This window comes from Paraburkholderia podalyriae (assembly GCF_014397785.1).
GTDB lineage: Bacteria > Pseudomonadota > Gammaproteobacteria > Burkholderiales > Burkholderiaceae > Paraburkholderia > Paraburkholderia podalyriae.
The window spans coordinates 95054-114578 of sequence record NZ_VZQQ01000016.1; the positions used below are offsets into that span (position 1 = coordinate 95054).

A 19525-nucleotide genomic window follows, 5' to 3' on the forward strand; every position below is an offset into this window, starting at 1 on the left:
ATCGCGTTCTCTCCCGGGCTTTTATCCCGCCGTGTAACCTCGCCTGAGGTCGACAGCTCTCGGACCAGCACCTGCGTGAAGCAGGCCGGAACCCTAGCCGTCCATTTCCAGATTGTTTGTCGAACCGGAGGTTGCGCCGGCTCCTTGCGCGCTCTTTAAAGCGGGAAGTGTGCCAGCCCGGATCTCTTGGGCTGGTCGTGGCTTTGTGTGGCGAAAGGGAAGTTTTGCCCTAGGGTGGGGAAGGTGTGCACTGATGTATGTCAGGGTGTGCACTTGATTCGGGCGGAGGGGAATTGAACGTCGCCGAGTTTCTGCGGGACAAAAGGCATCCTGGGCTGCAGCGAACCGCATGGTTCGAACGATATCGCGTGAGATTCGTCCTTCAGTTGCTGCTGGGCTGCGATCCTCGGGCTATCCTGTTGCTCTACTGGATAGCTCGCCGCACGCCATGGCTCTCTCTCCGTTGCCTCCACTCGCATGTCTGCAAGCATTCGAAGCTAGCGCCCGTTATCTGAGCTTCACTCGTGCGGGGCAGGAACTGCACCTATCCACCAGTGCTGTGAGCCGCCAGATATCTCAACTCGAAGAATTCCTGGGGCGCCGGCTGTTCGTGCGGGAGCACAACACCCTAAGGCTCACGCCAGCAGGGGAAACGTATGCGGTGGATGTGCGGCGCATGTTGGAGCTGTGCACTAGCGCTACGTCGAGTCTGATGGCTCGCGTTGTCAGGTCTCGCCTCACGGTGTCCTGCACAGCTGGCATCTCGGTATTCTGGCTCGCGCCCAGAATCGGCTCGTTTATCGACGCAAATCCCGATGTGGACCTGCGCATCATTGTGCGGGACCACTTTGGAGCCGTCTCGCCAGCGGAATACGACGTAGGTATTTTTTATCTGCGCGACCCCGAGGTTCCCGGAACGCATACACGGAAGCTCTTCGACGAAGAGGTGTTTCCCGTTTGTTCGCCGACCTATCTTGATGGGCGCAAGCTGAAGCCAGTGGAACTACTGTCCTGCACGCTGCTTGTTCTGGAGGACGCGGAACGTAGCTGGATGTCCTGGCACACCTGGTTCGAACAGGCGGGGCTTGAACGACCAGCGCTCAATCAAACCATCATTGTCAACAGCTACCCACTCATCGTGCAGCTCGCGACGCATGGCAAGGGCGTCGCGCTCGGTTGGAACCGGGTCATTGACCCGCTCCTTGAGCACGGCGCACTCGTCAGGGCATCGGACTCTCACGCCACCATGGGCGGCTCATACTTTGTCACCTGGCCATCAGAGCGTGCGGAAACACCTGCCACACGTCGTTTCCGTGAATGGGTAATCGGTCAGACACTCACACCCTGACGTCTCCGTTCAAGCCTCTCGATGCGGTTGCGTTTTTTGCAAGCGCGTTTGCGAATTTAGCGTTATGCGGTCGTCACGCCAAAAATTACATTGATTGCGTGACGAACCGCGAACGCTCATCTCGCTAATCGACAATTGAGAGAGGTCTATATGGCAACGAGTGCATCAAGCGGCATGCTGGTGGGCGAGCCGCCCATAAGGACAGTGACGCGCCGGAAGGCGATTTTCGCGACTGTCATTGGCAGCGGCCTGGAGTGGTTCGATTTTTCCGGGTACGCGTTCTTCGCAGCAACCATCGGCAAGTTATTTTTCCCCGCAGGCAACGAGACAACGTCGCTGCTGCTATCACTGGCAACTTTCGGCGTTGGTTTCGTGATGCGACCGCTCGGCGGCATCGCGTTCGGCATCTACGGCGACAGGGTGGGTCGCAAGCGGGCGCTGTCGCTCGCCATGCTCATCATGGCGCTCGGCTCGGGCATCATTGCTTTCGCCCCTACGTACCAATCTATCGGCATCGCCGCGCCGTGTCTTATCGTCGTCGCGCGATTGCTGCAGGGGCTATCCGCCGGCGGTGAAATGGGCGGCGCTACCGCGTTCCTTACCGAGCATGCTCCAGCTAAACGTCGTGCTTTCTATTCGAGCTGGATTCAGACGAGTATCGGTTTCGCCGTGGTCATCGGCAGCCTTACCGGCACGCTCATCACGTCGAGCATGTCGGCTGATTCGCTGACCGCATGGGGATGGCGTATTCCGTTTTTCATCGGCATGCTGGTGGCTCCGGTTGGATACTACATTCGGCTGAAAATCGAGGAAACGCCCGAGTTCGTATCGGAGAAGCGCCACACCAACACGCCGCTGCGTGACGTCATCCGCGAGTATCCCCGCCAGGTGCTCTCCAGTCTGCTGATGGTCGTACTGTGGACCGTCTGCACGTACGTCATCCTGTTCTACATCCCGACTTATGTTGTGAAGTATCTGCACATGACCCAGCGTGAGGGCTTCACGTCGGGCGTCGTCAGCGGTGTCGTGCTGATGGTCATGGCGCCCGTGTTCGGGGCACTGTCGGATAAGGTCGGCAAGCGGAGGGTCCTGTCGGTTGCTGCGCTCGTTATTCTGGTTGCCAGCTATCCACTGTTCTCGCATCTGATTAAATCGCCCGACTTTGCCACGCTGCTGACCTTCCAGGCGATTTTCGGCGTACTGATTGCTGCATACACCGGCCCGATTCTGGCTCTCTTCACGGAAATGTTCCCGAGCCGCGTCCGTGCGACCGGACTGTCTTTGGCCTACAACGGCGCAGTGACCATCTTCGGTGGCTTTGCCGGTTTCATCATCACCTGGCTCACCCAACACACGGGTGACGCCGAGTCTGCGTCTTATTACATCATCTTCGCCGCGGTGGTTAGCCTGCTCGGCATCTTGCTGACAAAGCCATCCCAGGCTTGAGGAATTTCACATGAGCATGTTGGTAATCGAAGGGGTGAATGTTTTCGACCCCGCAACGAAGAAACGCCAGACAAACGTCAATGTCTGCATCGCCGACGGGAAGATTGCGGCAATAGGACAGATACCGTCGTCGTTTGTCGGTGCCCGCAGAATGAGCCTCCCCGGGCGCACCGTTTTGCCGGGTTTCATCGACCTGCATGTCCACGTTGTCGCGTCGAATGCGAATCTGGGCGCTAACGCGATGATGCCAAACTTTCTGGCTGCGCTTAAAACGTTGCCCATCCTGCGCGGCATGCTGAATCGCGGGTTCACCACCGTTCGTGATGCAGGTGGCGCTGACTTTGCAATGTGCGATGCTGTCAACAGCGGCGTGCTTTGGGGCCCGCGCATCCTGTCTTCGGGCAAGGCGTTATCGCAGACCGGTGGGCACGGCGACTTCCGTCAGCGCAATGACAAGCTTGACGATGCCTGCGGGTGCCTGGGACGTCAGGGAGCGATTGCCCGGGTGGTCGATGGTGTCGAGGCGATGCGCCTGGCAGTACGCGAAGAACTCCTCAAAGGTGCCTCCCAAATCAAGATAATGGCGTCGGGCGGTGTCGCTTCGCCCAACGACCCCATCACGAACACCCAGTATTCGGAAGATGAAATCCGTGCCGCGGTTCAGGAAGCGGCGGCGGCCGGGACTTACGTGATGGCGCACGCCTACACCGCTCGTGCCGTCCGGCGCGCCGTCGAGTGCGGGGTGAAATGTATCGAGCACGGAAACCTCATCGACGAGGAGACTGCCCGTCTGCTGGCGGAGCGCGGCGTAGCGGTTGTGCCCACAATCGCTACTCTCGACCGTCTCATTGAACAAGGTCCCGCGCTTGGTTTCCCCGTTGAATCGCTCGCAAAGATTGAGGGAGCGCGCTCCGTCGGCCGGCAGGCACTTGCGCTGATGGCGCGCGAAGGCGTGAAGGTCGGGTTCGGCTCGGACATGCTGGGCGAGCTGCACGCCTTCCAGTCCGACGAGTTCGCGGTTCGGGCAGAAATCGTCGGCAACGTTGAGGCCATCCGGTCGGCAACCTGCGTTGCCGCCGAAATCACGGGTGAAGCAGGCGTGCGGGGAACGGTCGCCGTCGGAGCCGTGGCTGACCTCATCGTGGTCGACGGTGACCCGATTGAGGACATTTCCCTTCTGCTAGGGCAAGGCGAACACATCCCCGTGGTCATCAAGGCTGGGGTGTGTATGAAGGAAGCCGGCCGACTGCTCGAACCCATCGCAGAGTGAACTGCTGGCGCGCGCCACGGGTCGCGCCCACCCCTCCAAAGGCGAAACCGAACATGACCTCTCTCAGCACCCGAAGTTTCGACGCCCACGCAACAGCTGCACTGCTGGACTATCCCTCGCTGGTGCGCGTTCTTCGGGAGACCATCATCGAATACGGCGCGGGACACATCGTGAGTCCTGAGCGGCTGGCCATTCCGATGCAAGACGGCGGCCTGATGTTATCGATGCCTGCTAGTGCCAAAGACATCGCCATCCATAAGTTAGTGACCGTGTGTCCTTCGAATGGGAAGCGCCAGCTTCCGACCATCCATGGTCAGGTCATCGCATGCGACGCGCACACTGGGGAAATGTTGTTCGTGCTCGACGGGCCGACCGTGACCGGGCGGCGAACGGCAGCGGTCTCTGTGCTGGGCATCCAGACCCTGCATGACATGGCTCCGTGTGAAATTCTCATCATCGGCACTGGGAAACAGGCGGCCAACCACGCGGAAGCTCTCGCGGCCTCCTTCCCGGAAGCCAAACTGTTCGCAAAGGGCACCTCGCCGGCAGCAGCGGAGGCCTTCGTGGCCCGGAGCCGGTCGGTAGCACCGAACCTGTCTGTCCTTGATGGCGATGTGATTCCCGAGAGCATTGAAGTCGTCATCACTTTGACAACCAGCAAGTCTCCGGTCTACACGTTGCCGGCGCGACCCGGCCGTCTCGTCGTCGGGGTCGGCGCTTTCACGGCAGACGCAGCGGAAATCGGCAAGGAAACCGTCGGCGGAAGTTGCGTGGTCGTAGACGACCCCGTCGGCGCAAAGCATGAAGCGGGTGACCTTATCCAGGCCAAGGTCGACTGGACCTCAGTTTCTCCGCTTGCCAAGGCACTGGCCGGCGAGCTGAAGCCGGGTGCGCCGATTCTGTTCAAGAGCGTTGGCTGCGCTGCGTGGGACCTGGCCGCGTGCCGCGTAGCACGTAAAGCGCTCGACGCAAACGCCTGTCAAGTCGGCGCTGACGTATAAGAAGCGCCGATTTAAATTGCTTGCCGGTTCCGTACGGCGAGTAAAAGCAGGATACCCACCGACTTCACTGAAGCAGACATGAAAATCACACGCACCATCTCGACTGTTGAAGTCCACACCGGCGGTGAAGCATTCCGCATCGTTACCAGTGGCTTGCCGCGCCTGCCTGGCGACACTATCGTCAAGCGACGTGCATGGCTGAAGGAAAACGCCGACGATATCCGCCGGGCCCTGATGTTCGAACCGCGTGGGCATGCCGATATGTACGGCGGCTATCTGACGGAGCCGGTTAGCCCGAACGCTGATTTCGGCATCATCTTTGTTCACAACGAAGGTTATAGCGACCATTGCGGCCACGGTGTCATCGCGCTGTCGACGGCGGCGGTGGAGCTTGGCTGGGTGCGACGTCAGGTGCCCGAGACACGCGTCGGTATCGATGCGCCGTGCGGATTCATCGAGGCATTCGTGCAGTGGGACGGCGAACACGCGGGCAATGTCCGTTTCGTTAATGTGCCGTCCTTCATCTGGAAACAGGACGTGACGGTCGAGACGCCGTCGTTTGGTTCGGTGACTGGCGATATTGCGTTCGGCGGCGCATTCTACTTTTACACCGATGGTCAGCCACATGGACTCGAAGTTCGTGAATCGTCGGTGGATGAACTCATCCGTTTTGGTGGGGAAGTAAAGGAAGCTGCGAACAAGGCGTTCCCGGTCGTGCACCCTGATATCCCTGAAATCAACCATATCTACGGAACCATTATCGCTAACGCACCGCGGCACGAGGGTTCCACGCAAGCCAACTGCTGCGTATTCGCCGACCGCGAAGTGGACCGTTCACCGACCGGCTCAGGTACCGGCGGACGCGTCGCTCAGCTATATCTGCGCGGTAAGTTGGGAAAGGGCGACACGCTCGTGAACGAGTCCATCATCGGCACGGTATTCAAAGGACGGGTGCTGAGCGAGACGACGGTGGGCGATTTCAGGGCAGTCATCCCCGAGGTAGAAGGCAACGCTTTCGTTTGCGGCTTTGCGAATTGGATTGTGGACGAGCGTGACCCTCTGACTTACGGGTTCCTGGTTCGATAGACAGATTGCAATGCTTGTGCAACTGACACGAGCAATGCTTACACTTCGATGCCCCAATGACCGCTTTCTCAGGACGCCGACGCCGGCTCCGCATCTCGTTTCGGAGCCTTCGCGGATGAGGGCGCGCGGGTGACGAGCAACCCGTCTGTAGCGCAACCCGAGTCATCTCGACGGAAAGAGTGCCGAGCTGACTTGCAACCGATAAGATGCACTGGTCAGAACCTTGTTTTCATGCCGATTCTTGCGACCAACGTAGGCCACAGTCCGACCGCCGCAGGAAGTGGGGCGTAGCAGCGGCGGGCAGCTGTAGAACTCGGCGTACACAGCGTCGAACAATCTCGCGAGACTCTCTCGCCACTACAACGTGGGCAATCGCTCAAAGCGGTCAAAGCGAGCAAATGGCGGCTGCAGTTCGGCCACCTCAAGCTCGTCGACCAGCGCTGCGGACATGCCTTCGCTTAGCCATGCACACATGTTGTCAAGCTGTTCCGGTGAACCCTGCAGCATCACCTCCACGGAACCGTCCATGCGGTTCCGAACCCAGCCGGTGATGCCCACTGCCTGGGCCTGGCGTACGCAGGCTTCCCGATAACCGATGCCCTGCACCTGGCCGCGCACCTGCACGAGCCGTGTTTCAAGAATCTCATCGTCGTTGGCAGGTTCCATGCGTGTAGCCCTTTCAAGTGCTGGCGCAGCTTCGACTTTCAATGAAGCGGGGTCCGTTCTAGTCGCATACTTGCTCATTTTCTCCCGCAGCCTTTCCTTGGAGATACCTAGGAACCCGCTGTCCGGAAATCGCGTCCGGCGATGCCGACCAGGCTCATGGTATGCGTATTGCTGCGTTGAACAATTGCGCTGCCAGTTTAAGTAAGGTGCCTGGATGGTCGACCGTACTACTGGTCGATGAAGCCTGAATATTCCGCGTCCGCTTCGGCTGCTGGGTTGAAGAGGAAGCATACCGCGTGCTCAAGACCGGGGCGCTGATACAAGTTGGGTCAACCTCCCCACCGGGGACTCTGTAAATTGTTGGAAGAGGAGCTGCCATGGAACGAACCGGAAGCATCGAAATTCTGTTCGTCGCGGGCTTTGGTCCAATCGTCCGTGATGCGTGGGCAAGCCGCAAGCTCTACGGCGAGCATCTTGGCATCCCCTTCAAAGTGGAGGGCGGCAGTTATCTCCATACGGAGGCTCTCGATGGCGCGAAAAGCTTTGCCCTCTGGCCTCTCTCTCAGGCAGCCCAGTCCTGCTTTGGCAAGGAGGTCTGGCCCGACGACATTCTTGTTCCACAAGCCTGGCTCGAGTTCGATGTGGAGAACGTCGAGAAAGCAACAACGGAGCTTGAGTCGCGAGGATATCGAATGCTCGTCAAGTCCAGGAAAGAACCTTGGGGGCAGACAGTCAGTCGTTTCATCTCACCGGAAGGATTACTGCTGGGTATCACTTTCACCCCGGGGATGCGAGAAGCAAAGTAGCATCGACCTGACACAAAAAATGTGCCCTGACAGGGGGTAGTGTCCGGACTGTGGTCCTGCCGGGCGAGCAATTACTGGCCGCAGAACCCGATGGCCGGCCAGTACGCCGATGTGTTGCAAATGGTCCATACGCCGAGGCGGCCCACATGCCAGTTACAGAGCCGTCGCGTACGAGCCGCTTGTCTTACCACGACTTCCGCAGCGTCGCTTCTGGTTTGGCGCATCTTCATCGAACAGTTCATCGTCCTCTGACTGCAGGATGTGGGCCGTGGTGTCAGGCGCCGGCGAGCCGGAGGTGTGCGGGGCATTTCGTGGTCGCGGTCGCTCATCTTTATCGTCGGTGCGGCCTACGTCGCGCGTCTGTTTCTTTCGATGATTCGTCATAGTTTCCTCCGTGACCGAGGCAACGCCCGATGTACTGGGCCTGCCTGTGCGGCATGATGTCGGATATTTGGCCAATCTCTGCTCCGTCCGAAGAGACCACCTTGTTGCCATCCAGAGTCGACGCAGCCATCACCTCCGGCCCCGGCCCTGCACCCACTCCACCGCCGACGATGTTCGCACCGGAACCGCCCGTCCGCGACGGTATTTTGGGGTCGTGGATTGTCATGGTCGTCTCCTGAACAGTTGATGCACGGACGCGCGCAACGCGCATGCCACGGCGGAAGCCCTTTTTGTGCCCGACATGCGGCGACTGCTGCCGTGACCGTGACGGCAGCCGGCTCGTGCGAGACGGTCGGAGTCCAGGGTCACAGGGCAAGCTTGGCCGGCAGGTCTGCAGCCGTCTGCAGTACCGGTGATGAACAATGTCTGTCCGTGGGATGACGTGCGCACCGCGCTGCCGGTCAATGGCAGGAGCCAGACACGTGACCCGACCGAGGTGCCGGTGAGTGGCGACAAGCCGAACCGCGTGCGAGGCCCTGTCCGATGAGAACTGCATGACATGCTGTCGCTTACGCTTGGCCTGCGCATAGCCAGACGACGTCCACGTCGAGAAGTTCAGAAAGGCGCGCACAATCGGTACTCTTCGGAACGGTAACTCCGGCGCGCCAAAGGGTCACCTCGCGTTCTGGTACGCCGAGTGACCTGGCCACTCGACCGGAGGTCACCTTGGCGCGCTTGATGGTCATGTCCAGTCTTGCTGCGAAGGCCCGCCTGGAGCCGTTGTGTTTGAGAATGCCTAGCAGATGTGCATCTAAATTCAGACGACGATTCATGACGTGCAATGCTCCGTGTAACTCATGACACGACTTCGATGTTGAGGCTTGAAGTCGAACGCCGTCAACCGGGCTGGCATGTCGTTCGCGTGAACTTCAATGCGCCTGAACGCCCGTTGCGGCGCGTCTGCCCCGGTTTGAGTTAACGCTTTAAATGCCCGGTGTAATCGACACGGATGCCGTTTTCCCTATCCCGTACAGGGCCAGAAGTTAGTCCGCCGCTTTCTTCGAGTGAAGTAGCAGCGCAATGACAACGCTCGCAGACGTAGGTCTGTCGGAAAACTTACCCGAAGGGCGGCACCTGTCCGTGCATCACCGGCTTTGGTCATCAGCGGGTCCGGAAGTTCCACTGGCGAATATCTGCTTTGCGTGGAAAAGAGCGGCGTACTGTTCCACGACCTCGTCACACATCGCGATGATGGTCTCCGGCGAAAGCGCCATCGCAACAAGGATGCAGAAGCATCCAGCAGGTGGCTGGCGAGAGAAAAAACATCCTTCTTCAAGGGTGCCCCGGATAGGCAGATTCAATTGGCACCCCGACCGCTACCGTCCTCTAATTGAATTTTCGTCGTTTGTAGCTCGTGCATCTGTCGACGTCCGCAGAGCACCCTTACGCAGCCCAGCGCTGAGGACGTTGTGCGGGCTCGCGGCCGAGACCAATACGCCTGCGGAGCCGGTGTCGAAAATGCAGCCGACCCGAGAGCTTCCAGGCGACGCGCTTCATCAGTTGGTCACCGTTGCGGAACATGCTGGCGTTGGGCATACATCTTCCGGAGGCGAACATGACTGATTTTCAGAGACAGGCTGCTACAACGCAGCAAGCCAATCTTGACTTCTTTTTCGGCCTGGCCAGCAAAATGCTGGAGGGCGAGGAAAAGCTCGTCAGACTGAATCTGGATACGGCGAAAATGACGCTTGCCAATTGGCACCAACGCGAGCAAGACGGGCTGGCGAAAAAGGACCGACAGGAACTTACCAGTCTGCAAGACGCGTTGACGCTGCACTCGGCGGAGAAGGTTCTGACGTACGAACGTCAGGTTGCGGAGATTGCGTCGACCACTCAAACGCAGCTGGCAGAGGTCGTTAATGCGCGATACCAGGAGGTTAGCCGCCAGGTTCAATCGTTTGTCGAGAATCTCGCGCAAAACGCCCCGGTTGGCTCCGAAGCCGCAATCGCATTTCTGAAACAAGCTATTACGTTGTCCAATGCCACTCAGGAAAGTGTGCAAAAGGCCACGAAGCAGGCAGTCGAAGTCGCGCAAAGTAACCTGGACGCTGCAACAAAAGCCGCATCGGAGGTGACCGAAGCGGCTGACCAGGCAGTCGAGAAAGCAGCAAAAGCGGCGAAGCAATAATTTTAAGGAACGTTGAACCCGGGGTCGCACGGCGCGGCGAGCTAAGGTGAACACGCAATGCGTGGCGCCTTGGCAGCCGTGCGCGTCGGTCTAGCTGCTGGTTAGAGGAACAGCCTCACTGTTCCAGTTGCCATCGTCCTTTCCCCGACAAAATTCGAAGAGCGCATTTGCTTCAGTGAGCGTGAGTGTTGCAAGCCTTAGCCCAATCGCAATTAACAATGTGCTTTGATGAAGGAGCCGTGTCTTCAAGGGGCCGTTGCGGGTGAGCTGTCGCCTTGCTTTCCCGGCTCACACTTGCTCGATTTGTGCCGAGATGACGGACGCGCCGTGCAGTGGCGCCCCACGTGTCCGTGGACTTCGCGCATCCTGCGAAAATGCGGCTCAATAGCCGTGCACCGGCCCGAAACCAGATTGAATCCCGAGCGCCTCGATTGAGCGCGGCGAACTCGTGACCGTCATCAAAAGGTGGTGGCGGCCACCTGTACCAGAGGGTGCTCTGTAGTTGACTTCCGCCTGTCGGCAGTGGGCGGGAACACGCTCCACCTGCCGTCATCGTGCCTGAAGAAAAACAACGCCCGCGCTCCGGCTGGTGACGACGTTTCGACGCACACGTAGCGTCTCCCATTCCCTGCGGTGCGACTGAATCTGGTTACATGAACGTGCATCGTGGGAGCCGGTGCGAGCCACTTTTCGACCTGACAACGCAGGGACTGCTCGTTCGTGTTTTTCATGTTCCGCTCCAGCAGGTTTTCCGTTCGGGTAACGGGACGGTTTCGCACCGTTCATCTCCTTAACGCCGCAGACGCCCGCAATGTTGACCAGGGGTTTGTGATTTCTGAAACCGGATATTTCGAGGTGAGTGGGCCTCAGAGAATTGCCAGGAACCGGACGACCGACGGCACAGTCCGGCTCGTCCCTGACCATCGAAATCCGCGCGCCCGCGTTGCCTGAGGGCGACTCCTGTCGCCTCGCCATGCACTGGCAGTTCCGGGTTGCTGATAAATCGACAGGATGGACGCTTTGTCAGGCGGGTCCGCGGAGGAGTCTGGGCTTTTGCCGCTCGAAGCACCGCGAACACCGTGCCTCTCACAGCGCTGCGCGACAGGCAAGCTAGAATCGTGCTTCGACTCACGTAGAGAGAAATGGGCAGATGAATGATGCATTCGAGCGCCGTGCCTTGTTGCTTCACCTTGGAGACGTACTGGAGGTCGTGAACCGTCTCCTGAAATGTGGCGATGGCCCCAAGACCGTACGCGAATTGGCGGCAGCGCACGACCCGCTTGGAGGCTTCCCGCTCCTGGAACAGGTATCGCCGCGGATGACAGCAGAGCAGTTTGTTCAGCGGGTGTCAGACGCCTTCTTCGCATGGCCACGGGAACTGCTTGAGCCTAAGCTGAATCGCAAGCGTCTTGCTTCCACTGTTCGACGGAAGCTGTTTGCCGACAACGCAAACGGATGGCGTGCGTACGTCGCTGCGTTGCGTAGCGACGTCCGGTGGTTCGGTGTGGGCCTGCCGTCGGTGAAAGCTGGCGAGGACGTGTGCGCTGATTCGACCGATGTCAGTTTCGAGAGCTTGCAGGCGGCCGAGGCTCCGAGCGCTGGCGATGTCGAGCGCAATGGCGGACAAGCCGAGGACCAACGGGAGAGCGTTGAAAGCAGCGGGCGAGTCTACCCCTCATGGCCGTGGAAGTCCGGCGCGTAAGTTGTGGAGACGACGTGAGGGTGGATGAACGGTTCGCTTGACCCGACTCAACGTCGCCGGTGATTGCGCTGCGTTCGTCGACGTCGACAGGGTCCGAATTGTGCGCGCCGCTGCTCTACGGAGCGCTACGCTTGGGGCGCTGACAAACCGTGCTGGTAGTACTCCTCGACTGCCTATATCTGTCGTATCGCTCAAGGAAAGACGTAGTACTGACGGACGCGTCTTGGTCCCTGCCGGAATCGAAATTCCTCTTGCAGAGTCAGGGAATTTCTCATGCGACGGGCGCCTTTGGGTAGCCGTTGGTTTTGCGGATTCGTGCCACAGCCGATTGGCTTGTGCATCCTTCCTTCTCGCATATCAAACGTACGCCATGTCCAGCCAATCACCACTTCACGACATCATTAGCCTCGCCGAAATCCAGTCGCTCGCGGACACGAAAACGTTCGCGCGCGGCAAGGCGTATTTCCACGAGGGCGCCGTCTCGCGCCTCGAAGAGCGCGATGGTGTCCTTCGCGCGAACGTACGCGGCACGCACCGGTACAGCGTCGAGCTTGGCGTAGGCGGCGACGGCGAGCTGACCTACGAATGCGACTGTCCGGTCGGCGAGGACGGTATCTTCTGCAAGCACGCGGTCGCGGTCGCCCTGTCGTGGCTCGAGAATACCGGCGCGGAAGTGTTTCATGCCGATGAGTCAGAGCCGGCAAAGCCTCGTAAAAAGCGCAAGACGTACGAGGAGCAGATTCGTGAATATGTTGCGACGCTGAATGCGGAAGCCGTGCGCGAACTTTTGCTGGAAGCGGTCGAGCGCGACATGGCGCTGCGCGACAGGCTGTTGCTCGCGGCGCGTGCGGCGAACGCCAGTGACCTTCCGAGCATGAAGACCGCGGTACGACAGGCGACGCGCATTTCGCGGCCGCTCGACTGGCGCGAAGCCGGCGCGTACGGCGACGGCTTGATGGCGCTCGCGGACATGCTGCGGCAGCGGCTTGCCAATCGTCAGGCCGCCCAGGTGGTCGAGCTTGCGGAGCTTGCGATTGCCGGCGCCGAAGCAAGTCTCGAGCAGATTGATGACTCCGGGGGTGATGTGATGCCGGCCATCATGGAGCTTGCCGCCGTACATCTCGAAGCATGTCGTCAGACGCGACCGGACCCAACGAAGCTCGCGGAGCGACTGTTCCGGTTCCAGACCGACGGCGTGTGGGATACCTTCTACGATGTGTTGCCGGCTTACGCCGAACCGCTCGGCGACCTTGGGATTCATCGGTACCGCATGCTTGTAGAAAACGGATGGGACGGCCTGCCGGCACTGGCGCCGAGCAATGAATTTCGCCGGTCGTTCGAACCGCTTCGCATGCGACTGGAACGCGCGATGGAGGCGCTGGCGGACCTCGACGGCGATGTGGACGCACTGGTTCGCATCCGGTCAAAGGACCTGTCGAGTCCCTACCGTTTTTGGCTGGTCGCAGAGCTTTGCGCGAAGCACGGGCGCTGCGACGAAGGACTCGCGTGGGCCGAACGCGGCCTCACAGAGTCTGGCAAGAACGTGGACCAGCGTCTGCTTGACTTCTGCATCCAGGAGCACCTGCGGCGCGGCGAATTCGAAAGGGCTGATGTGCTCGCGTGGCAGCGTTTCGGGATGCACACGGGCGCAGAAGCATTCGCCGCCTTGATGGATATCGCAAAGGCTACCGGACGGCATGATATGACGCGCGAGCGCGCGCTTAATCACTTGTGGGAACTTGTTCGTGCTGAAGAGGGCGCGACCAAAGCGCAGCGCAGCTCCTGGCAGATGCCGACGCGAACCGAACTTGTCAAAATCTTTCTTGCCGGGCGCGAGCACGATATTGCCTGGGAGACGTTCTGCGGCGGTCCGGTGGCGACACACTTGTGGGCAACAATGGCAACCATTCGCGCAAAGACCCATCCGAATGATGCCATTGCGCTGTACCACCGCCTGCTGCCCATCGCCGCCGAAAATGGAACCCGGAACGCCCGGTATGACGAGGCGTTCGGCATCGTGCGGAGTATCGGAAGACTAAGGGCACAACTGAAGGAGCATGCGCAGTTTGACGATGAACTACAGACCATTCGCGAGACATATCGTGCGAAGCGCAACTTCATGAAGCTGCTGGCGACGATGGGTTAGCTGCGGCTAAAGCAGCAGCTTCTCTGACGCATCGGCGGTGAGGATGGAGGAGTTCATGGCATGGGAACGATAGGACATTGGCAGCTCTTTGAAAACCATGCTCAGTCAACAGCCGTGCCCCGCGTGGGCGCGTGGGACTGTCCGCTTCGTCGCTGAGCAAAGCTTTGCCGGCGGCATCGAGACGCTAAAAAGGCCGGTCTTGCGACCGGCTGGAAAGCACTTCCCTTGGAGCAGAGTTCGGCGCTGATGACCTCTCCTGGTCATCGTTCCGAGAATCTGTCAGGCCGCAGTTCTCAGACTACCGTGTGGGTCGATGACAATCTTCTTGGGTACGCCAGAATCAAATTCGGCATAACCACTGGGAGCCTGGTCGAGCTCGATGACAGTCACATTGACGACTTCTGCAATATTCAACCGGTCCCACAAAATCGCCTGCATGAGATTCTTGTTGTACTTCATCACTGGAGTCTGGCCGGTGAAGAACGAGTGCGATTTTGCCCAGCCAAGGCCAAAGCGAACGGAAAGACTGCGCGACAAACCGCTTCTTCCAGTGCGTGATCGCCGGCGGCGTCACTTCGCACTGCGTCGCGATTTCCTGACTCGTATGACCGTCAGCGGCCATCAAGACAATCTTTGCCCGGCGGACCAGAGAGTGAGGCAGTGAACGCGAGCGGCTCATTGATTGCAATTGTTCTCGCTCCAGCTCGGATACGACAACCTCGATTCCTTTGCGTCCCATGATCGCCTCCTACACACCGTGACTCGATCATAGAAACAATCTGGATTTATGCAAAGTTATTTCTGGGACGGAACACTAGCAGGGTTTATACGTTTCGCTACTTCCTGGATGCCGATGGGGGTGCGTAGGTATTCGTTGAACCAGTTGCTGAACACTGCGCCGCGTTTCTCGTACTTGTTGGTCGCGAGGTCGGGGAAGAGCCATGCAGAGCCGCCGGCTGACCGGCGGGATTCGACATAGTCGAGCCAGCCAAGTTGCAGCAGGTTATGGTGGGCCGGGACGTGGCGCATGACAGTCCGGTACCCGGCGCGACTCTCACGCTTGGAGTCGTGCAGGTGAAAACACCATACGCCATCGCGCTGCACGACATCGGCACTCGTGAGCCGGCACAGGTCTTCGACCCGGGCACCCGTATGCAGGCCAAGAAGCGGCACCCAGAAAGCGGCATCGCTGCCGCCCTTCTCCGGGCGGTGTCCTCGTGTCCATACGGGTGAGGCAAAGACCTCGTTCACCTGGGCCATCGTGAAGGCCGTGCGTACGGTCTTCCGGTTGAGCTCGACCACCTTCTCGGGATATTTCATGCCGCTGAAGGGGTTGGTGGCCAACTTCGTCAGCTTTTTGCGCATGGCAAGTCTGATGAGCGGCGACAGCAGCGACAGAATCGTGTTTACGCGGCCGTGCTCAACGTCGTCCTTTTCGAGGAAGAGCGCCTTGAATTTTTCGACGTGGTCTCGTCGTCGCCCGCCGCACGCAGGCCGTGCGGCAGCCAGCTGTCGCCGGTCGCTGCGGCGGCCCGCGCCGGGGCGACGAGCTGTTCATATGCCAGGGCGGCCATCGGCAGGCGGGTGATGGCCTCGTTGCGACACGGCGTTTCCAGGCTCAGCCAGATTTCGGTCTTCGCGAGCGTGGCGCGCAACTTGGGCGGCACCTTGCGGCGGAAGTAGTAATGGGTCGAATCGGTGCGGGTGGTCAGGTAGGGGTGTTTCATGGGGTGCTCTCCTCAGGAAGGTAACAGAGGCGTGTAGCACCCGGACTCCGGAAACCGGCGGCATCTGAAATTTTAGATGCGTAATGCGCCGTTTCCGGTGCATTACCGGCATTCCAGAACAAAAAAGCCGCTGCTTCGTGAGAGGCAGCGGCTTTTTCTTGAAGCTGGTGGCGAATCAGGGACTCGAACCCCGGACCTGCGGATTATGATTCCGTCGCTCTAACCGACTGAGCTAATTCGCCGAAAGAAGCGAAATTATGCTGGCGCAGCCGAGGGCTGTCAACCCCAGGCGCACGACTTTTTCAGATAGCCCAGACTGTTCGTCCACTCAATCCTTCGCGTAGATATCCGAGTCCTTGGTCTCCCGCACGAACAGCATACCGATCACGAACGTGACCAACGCGATCACGATCGGATACCAGAGTCCCGAATAGATGTTGCCCTTCGCCGCGACGATCGCGAACGCGGTCGCTGGCAGGAAGCCGCCGAACCAGCCATTGCCGATGTGATACGGCAGCGACATCGACGTATAACGGATGCGCGTCGGGAACATCTCGACCAGCATCGCCGCGATCGGCCCGTAGACCATCGTCACGTAGATCACGAGGATCGTCAGGATCACGATGCTCATGGGCCAGTTGATCTGCGCCGGATCGGCCTTCGGTGGGTAGCCGGCGGCCTTCAGCGTGGCGGCGAGCGTCTTGTCGAACGTCTTGGCTTGCTCCTTCGCGTCGGCGGCGCGGCCGTCGAAGGTGTTGACGACCGTATCGCCCACGCGGATTTGCGCGATCGTGCCGGCCGGCGCCGCGACATTGTCGTAGTTCAGGCCGGCTCGGGACAGCGCGCCCTTCGCGATGTCACACGAGCTCGTGAACTTCGCGGTGCCCACCGGGTTGAACTGGAACGAGCACTCGGCCGGATCCGCGATCACGACGATCGGCGACTTCGCGGTCGCGGCTTCGAGCGCCGGGTTCGTGTAGTGCGTAAGCGCCTTGAACAGCGGGAAGTACGTCAGCGCGGCGATCAGCAGGCCGGCCATGATGATCGGCTTGCGGCCGATGCGATCCGACAGCGAGCCGAAAAACAGGAAGAACGGCGTGCCGATCAGCAGCGCGAGCGCGATCATGATGTTGGCGCTGGTGCCGCCGACCTTCAGCGTCTGCGTGAGGAAGAACAGCGCGTAGAACTGGCCCGTGTACCAGACCACGGCCTGGCCGGCCGTCAGGCCGACCAGCGCGAGGATCACGACCTTCAGGTTTTTCCACTGCCCGAACGCTTCGGAGAGCGGCGCTTTCGAGGTCTTGCCCTCGGCCTTGATGCGCGCGAACACCGGCGACTCCTGCAGTTGCAGACGGATCCAAACCGACACCGCGAGCAGCACGATCGACGCGATGAACGGAATGCGCCAGCCCCATGACCCGAACGCGTCTTCGCCCATCGTCGTGCGCACGCCGAGGATCACGAGCAGCGACAGGAACAGGCCGAGCGTGGCGGTGGTCTGGATCCACGCGGTGTAGAAGCCGCGGCGTCCCGCCGGCGCGTGTTCGGCCACGTAGGTCGCGGCGCCGCCGTACTCACCGCCGAGCGCGAGGCCCTGCAGCAGGCGCATCGCGATGAAGATCACCGGCGAAGCGATGCCGATCGCCGCATAGCCCGGCAGGAAGCCGACGAGGAAGGTCGACAGACCCATGATGATGATCGTGATGAGAAACGTGTACTTGCGCCCGACCATATCGCCGAGTCGCCCGAACACGATCGCGCCGAACGGCCGTACCGCGAAGCCGGCCGCGAAACTGAGCAGCGTGAAGATGAACGCTGCGGTCGGATTGACGCCGGAGAAGAAGCTCTTGCTGATGAAGGCCGCGAGCGAGCCGGCCAGATAAAAGTCGTACCACTCGAAAACCGTACCCAGCGACGATGCGAAGATCACCCGCTTCTCATCGCGCGTCATCGGCACGTGCGACATTTGCCCGCCAACGGTAGCCATATATGTCGTCTCCAATATTGATATACACGGATCGCCGGCACAGGCGTTCCCATGCAACCGATTATTGGAGCGGAAACTTACGGCGTTCTGACTCGACGCCAGAACTTCTAATAGTCCGGTAAACCGACGAATCAGCGCTCAATTTCCGTTAACCCGCAGTGATGTTCCGGCAATCCGCGTTGAAATATCTCAAAATCACGCCGTCGATTCGCTGACGATCAGGTCGCGTTAGGGTAAGTCCCGCCCCCGTTCCAGCGCATGCAAGCTGACACGCACGAGCGTGCCGGCAAGCCGCGGCGACGCCTGATAGACGTTGTCATCGATGGCGAGCTCGCCGCCATGCATCGCCGCGATCTCACGCACGATCGCGAGACCGAGGCCGCTGCCGTCGCCTTCGCGGCCGAGAATCCGGTAGAACCGCTCGACCACGCGCGAGCGCTCGCTGGCCGGAATGCCGAGCCCGGTGTCCTCGACTTCCAGATGCACGAGCCGCGCGGCGGCGTCGTGCCGCACGCGCACGGTGATGCGGCCGCCCGCCGGCGTATAGCGGATCGCGTTGTCGATCAGATTCGACAGCATTTCGCGCAGCATGACCGGATTGCCAGCGACTTCGACCGGCTCGTCGGGCGCTTCGTAGCCGATGTCCATCTGCTTCGCGAGCGCGGCCTGCACCCATTCGCGCACCGCGCTGCGCGCGAGTTCGCCCAGTTCGAGCGGCATGAAGATCTGTCCCGACCGACGGTTTTCCGCGCGCGCCAGCGCGAGCAACTGTGTGACGAGCCGCGCGGCATGCTCGGAGCTCGTCGCGATCTGTTCGAGCGAGCGATGCACCTCGGCCGACGCGTTCAGGCGCAGCGCGAGTTCGGCCTGCGTGCGCAGGCCGGCCAGCGGCGTTTTCATCTGATGCGCCGCATCGGCGATGAAGCGCTTCTGCAACTCCATGTTCTGTTCGAGGCGCGTGAGCAGATCGTTGAACGACGTGACGAGCGGCTCGATTTCAGGCGGCGCGCGGCGTGCCTCCAGCGGCGACAGATCGTCCGGTCGGCGCGCGCGGATATGCGCCTGCAGCGCATGCAGCGGCTCGAGCCCGCGCGACAGCCCGAACCACACGAGCAGAATCGCGAGCGGCAGGATCACGAACTGCGGCAGGATCACGCCCTTGATGATGTCGTTGGCGAGCTGGCTGCGCTTGTCGAGCGTTTCGGCGACTTGCACGAGGACGGCCTGCGCGCCCGGCGTCTGCGGAAACTCGACGGTCGTGTAGGCGACGCGGATGTCGTTGCCGCGCAGCACGTCGTCGCGGAATTCGACGAGGCCCGGTGGCGGGCGGTCCTCCTCGTGCGGCAGTGGCATGTCACGCTCGCCGGCCACCAACTCGCCGCGCGTGCCGAGCACCTGAAAGAAAACGCTGTCGACGTTGTCGGCGCGCAGGAAATCGCGCGTCGACTCGGGCAGCGAAAGCTCCGCGACGCCGTTGACCGGATGGATCTGGCGCGCGAGCACGTAGGCGTCGGTTTCGAGCGCGCGGTCGAACGGGCCGTTCGCGATCGATTTTGCGACCAGATACGTGACCGCGAGGCTCATCGGCCACAGCAGCAGCAGCGGCGCGAGCATCCAGTCGAGAATTTCGCCGAACAGCGAGCGCGGACGCGCTTCGGCGGCGGCTTCGGTTTCGTCCGGCGGGGCGAACGGATTGGCATAGCGCGCGTCGCGCGCCTCGTCGAGGTCCGCAGCGTGCGCCGTGGCGCGATCAGCGCGTGCGGACATC

The 19525-nt window shown here is 60.5% G+C and carries 16 protein-coding genes, 1 tRNA gene, 3 pseudogenes and 1 riboswitch; of the genes and pseudogenes, 9 read left to right on the forward strand and 11 right to left on the reverse strand.

Annotated features, from left to right (window positions below):
• Nucleotides 1-8: 8 nt before the first annotated feature.
• Nucleotides 9-108, reverse strand: a riboswitch (guanidine-I (ykkC/yxkD leader).
• A gap of 241 nt (nucleotides 109-349) precedes the next feature.
• The 5 genes from F6X42_RS20270 to lhpH all read left to right on the forward strand — a co-directional run bounded on the left by F6X42_RS20270 (nucleotide 350) and on the right by lhpH (nucleotide 6151).
• Nucleotides 350-1348 (forward strand): LysR substrate-binding domain-containing protein, encoded by a 999-nt coding sequence (locus tag F6X42_RS20270; protein WP_246530156.1) that lies wholly within the window; start codon nucleotides 350-352, stop codon nucleotides 1346-1348.
• 150 nt (nucleotides 1349-1498) lie between these two features.
• On the forward strand, nucleotides 1499-2794 hold the full coding sequence (locus tag F6X42_RS20275; RefSeq protein ID WP_246530157.1) for an MFS transporter: 1296 nt from the start codon (nucleotides 1499-1501) through the stop codon (nucleotides 2792-2794).
• A gap of 10 nt (nucleotides 2795-2804) precedes the next feature.
• Nucleotides 2805-4064 carry a metal-dependent hydrolase family protein gene (locus tag F6X42_RS20280; RefSeq protein WP_187635925.1) on the forward strand — a complete coding sequence of 420 codons (1260 nt, stop codon included), beginning with the start codon at nucleotides 2805-2807 and terminating at the stop codon, nucleotides 4062-4064.
• A gap of 53 nt (nucleotides 4065-4117) precedes the next feature.
• Nucleotides 4118-5065 carry a bifunctional Delta(1)-pyrroline-2-carboxylate/Delta(1)-piperideine-2-carboxylate reductase gene (lhpI, locus tag F6X42_RS20285; protein WP_187635926.1) on the forward strand — a complete coding sequence of 316 codons (948 nt, stop codon included), beginning with the start codon at nucleotides 4118-4120 and terminating at the stop codon, nucleotides 5063-5065.
• Between the two features lie 78 nt (nucleotides 5066-5143).
• On the forward strand, nucleotides 5144-6151 hold the full coding sequence (gene lhpH / locus F6X42_RS20290; RefSeq protein ID WP_187635927.1) for a trans-3-hydroxy-L-proline dehydratase: 1008 nt from the start codon (nucleotides 5144-5146) through the stop codon (nucleotides 6149-6151).
• Between the two features lie 357 nt (nucleotides 6152-6508).
• On the opposite strand, the gene F6X42_RS20295 is transcribed toward lhpH, so the two are convergent.
• A complete protein-coding gene (locus F6X42_RS20295) occupies nucleotides 6509-6817 on the reverse strand; it encodes an acylphosphatase (protein ID WP_187635928.1) in 309 nt (102 codons plus the stop codon).
• A gap of 377 nt (nucleotides 6818-7194) precedes the next feature.
• Between F6X42_RS20295 and F6X42_RS20300 the strand changes: the two genes are divergently transcribed.
• The gene (locus F6X42_RS20300; RefSeq protein ID WP_187635929.1) at nucleotides 7195-7623 is read left to right on the forward strand and encodes a VOC family protein; all 429 of its coding nucleotides are present in this window, start codon (nucleotides 7195-7197) and stop codon (nucleotides 7621-7623) included.
• A gap of 436 nt (nucleotides 7624-8059) precedes the next feature.
• Here the strand turns inward: F6X42_RS20300 and F6X42_RS44110 are convergent.
• Nucleotides 8060-8233: pseudogene (locus tag F6X42_RS44110) on the reverse strand (PRC-barrel domain-containing protein); the annotation flags it as partial.
• Nucleotides 8234-8576: 343 nt separating this feature from the next.
• Nucleotides 8577-8840 (reverse strand): helix-turn-helix domain-containing protein, encoded by a 264-nt coding sequence (locus F6X42_RS20305; protein ID WP_187635930.1) that lies wholly within the window; start codon nucleotides 8838-8840, stop codon nucleotides 8577-8579.
• 782 nt (nucleotides 8841-9622) lie between these two features.
• Between F6X42_RS20305 and phaP the strand changes: the two genes are divergently transcribed.
• Nucleotides 9623-10195 carry a TIGR01841 family phasin gene (phaP, locus tag F6X42_RS20310; protein ID WP_187635931.1) on the forward strand — a complete coding sequence of 191 codons (573 nt, stop codon included), beginning with the start codon at nucleotides 9623-9625 and terminating at the stop codon, nucleotides 10193-10195.
• 458 nt (nucleotides 10196-10653) lie between these two features.
• Here the strand turns inward: phaP and F6X42_RS44115 are convergent, their stop codons facing one another.
• Complete coding sequence (locus F6X42_RS44115; protein WP_246530158.1) at nucleotides 10654-10926, reverse strand: hypothetical protein; 273 nt, start codon at nucleotides 10924-10926, stop codon at nucleotides 10654-10656.
• 419 nt (nucleotides 10927-11345) lie between these two features.
• Between F6X42_RS44115 and F6X42_RS20315 the strand changes: the two genes are divergently transcribed.
• Together F6X42_RS20315 and F6X42_RS20320 are read left to right on the forward strand one after the other, a co-directional pair.
• Nucleotides 11346-11897, forward strand: coding sequence for a hypothetical protein (locus tag F6X42_RS20315; protein ID WP_187635932.1), 552 nt, complete (start codon nucleotides 11346-11348; stop codon nucleotides 11895-11897).
• Nucleotides 11898-12267: 370 nt separating this feature from the next.
• A complete protein-coding gene (locus F6X42_RS20320; protein WP_187635995.1) occupies nucleotides 12268-14043 on the forward strand; it encodes an SWIM zinc finger family protein in 1776 nt (591 codons plus the stop codon).
• A 279-nt stretch (nucleotides 14044-14322) separates the two neighbouring features.
• Here F6X42_RS20320 and F6X42_RS20325 read toward each other — a convergent pair.
• The 7 genes and pseudogenes from F6X42_RS20325 to F6X42_RS20355 all read right to left on the reverse strand — a co-directional run.
• Nucleotides 14323-14571, reverse strand: a pseudogene (locus tag F6X42_RS20325) (formaldehyde dehydrogenase, glutathione-independent); the annotation flags it as partial.
• Nucleotides 14572-14608: 37 nt separating this feature from the next.
• Nucleotides 14609-14782, reverse strand: a pseudogene (locus F6X42_RS45600) (IS630 family transposase); the annotation flags it as partial.
• A 56-nt stretch (nucleotides 14783-14838) separates the two neighbouring features.
• On the reverse strand, nucleotides 14839-15408 hold the full coding sequence (locus F6X42_RS20335; protein WP_187635933.1) for a site-specific integrase: 570 nt from the start codon (nucleotides 15406-15408) through the stop codon (nucleotides 14839-14841).
• Between the two features lie 41 nt (nucleotides 15409-15449).
• Nucleotides 15450-15770 (reverse strand): DUF6538 domain-containing protein, encoded by a 321-nt coding sequence (locus F6X42_RS20340; protein WP_187635934.1) that lies wholly within the window; start codon nucleotides 15768-15770, stop codon nucleotides 15450-15452.
• Between the two features lie 165 nt (nucleotides 15771-15935).
• Nucleotides 15936-16012: transfer RNA gene (locus F6X42_RS20345), tRNA-Met, on the reverse strand.
• Between the two features lie 86 nt (nucleotides 16013-16098).
• Nucleotides 16099-17757: an MFS transporter gene (locus tag F6X42_RS20350; RefSeq protein ID WP_187635935.1), complete on the reverse strand. Its 1659-nt coding sequence runs from the start codon at nucleotides 17755-17757 to the stop codon at nucleotides 16099-16101.
• 228 nt (nucleotides 17758-17985) lie between these two features.
• Nucleotides 17986-19524, reverse strand: coding sequence for a sensor histidine kinase (locus F6X42_RS20355; protein WP_187635936.1), 1539 nt, complete (start codon nucleotides 19522-19524; stop codon nucleotides 17986-17988).
• Nucleotide 19525: the final 1 nt, after the last annotated feature.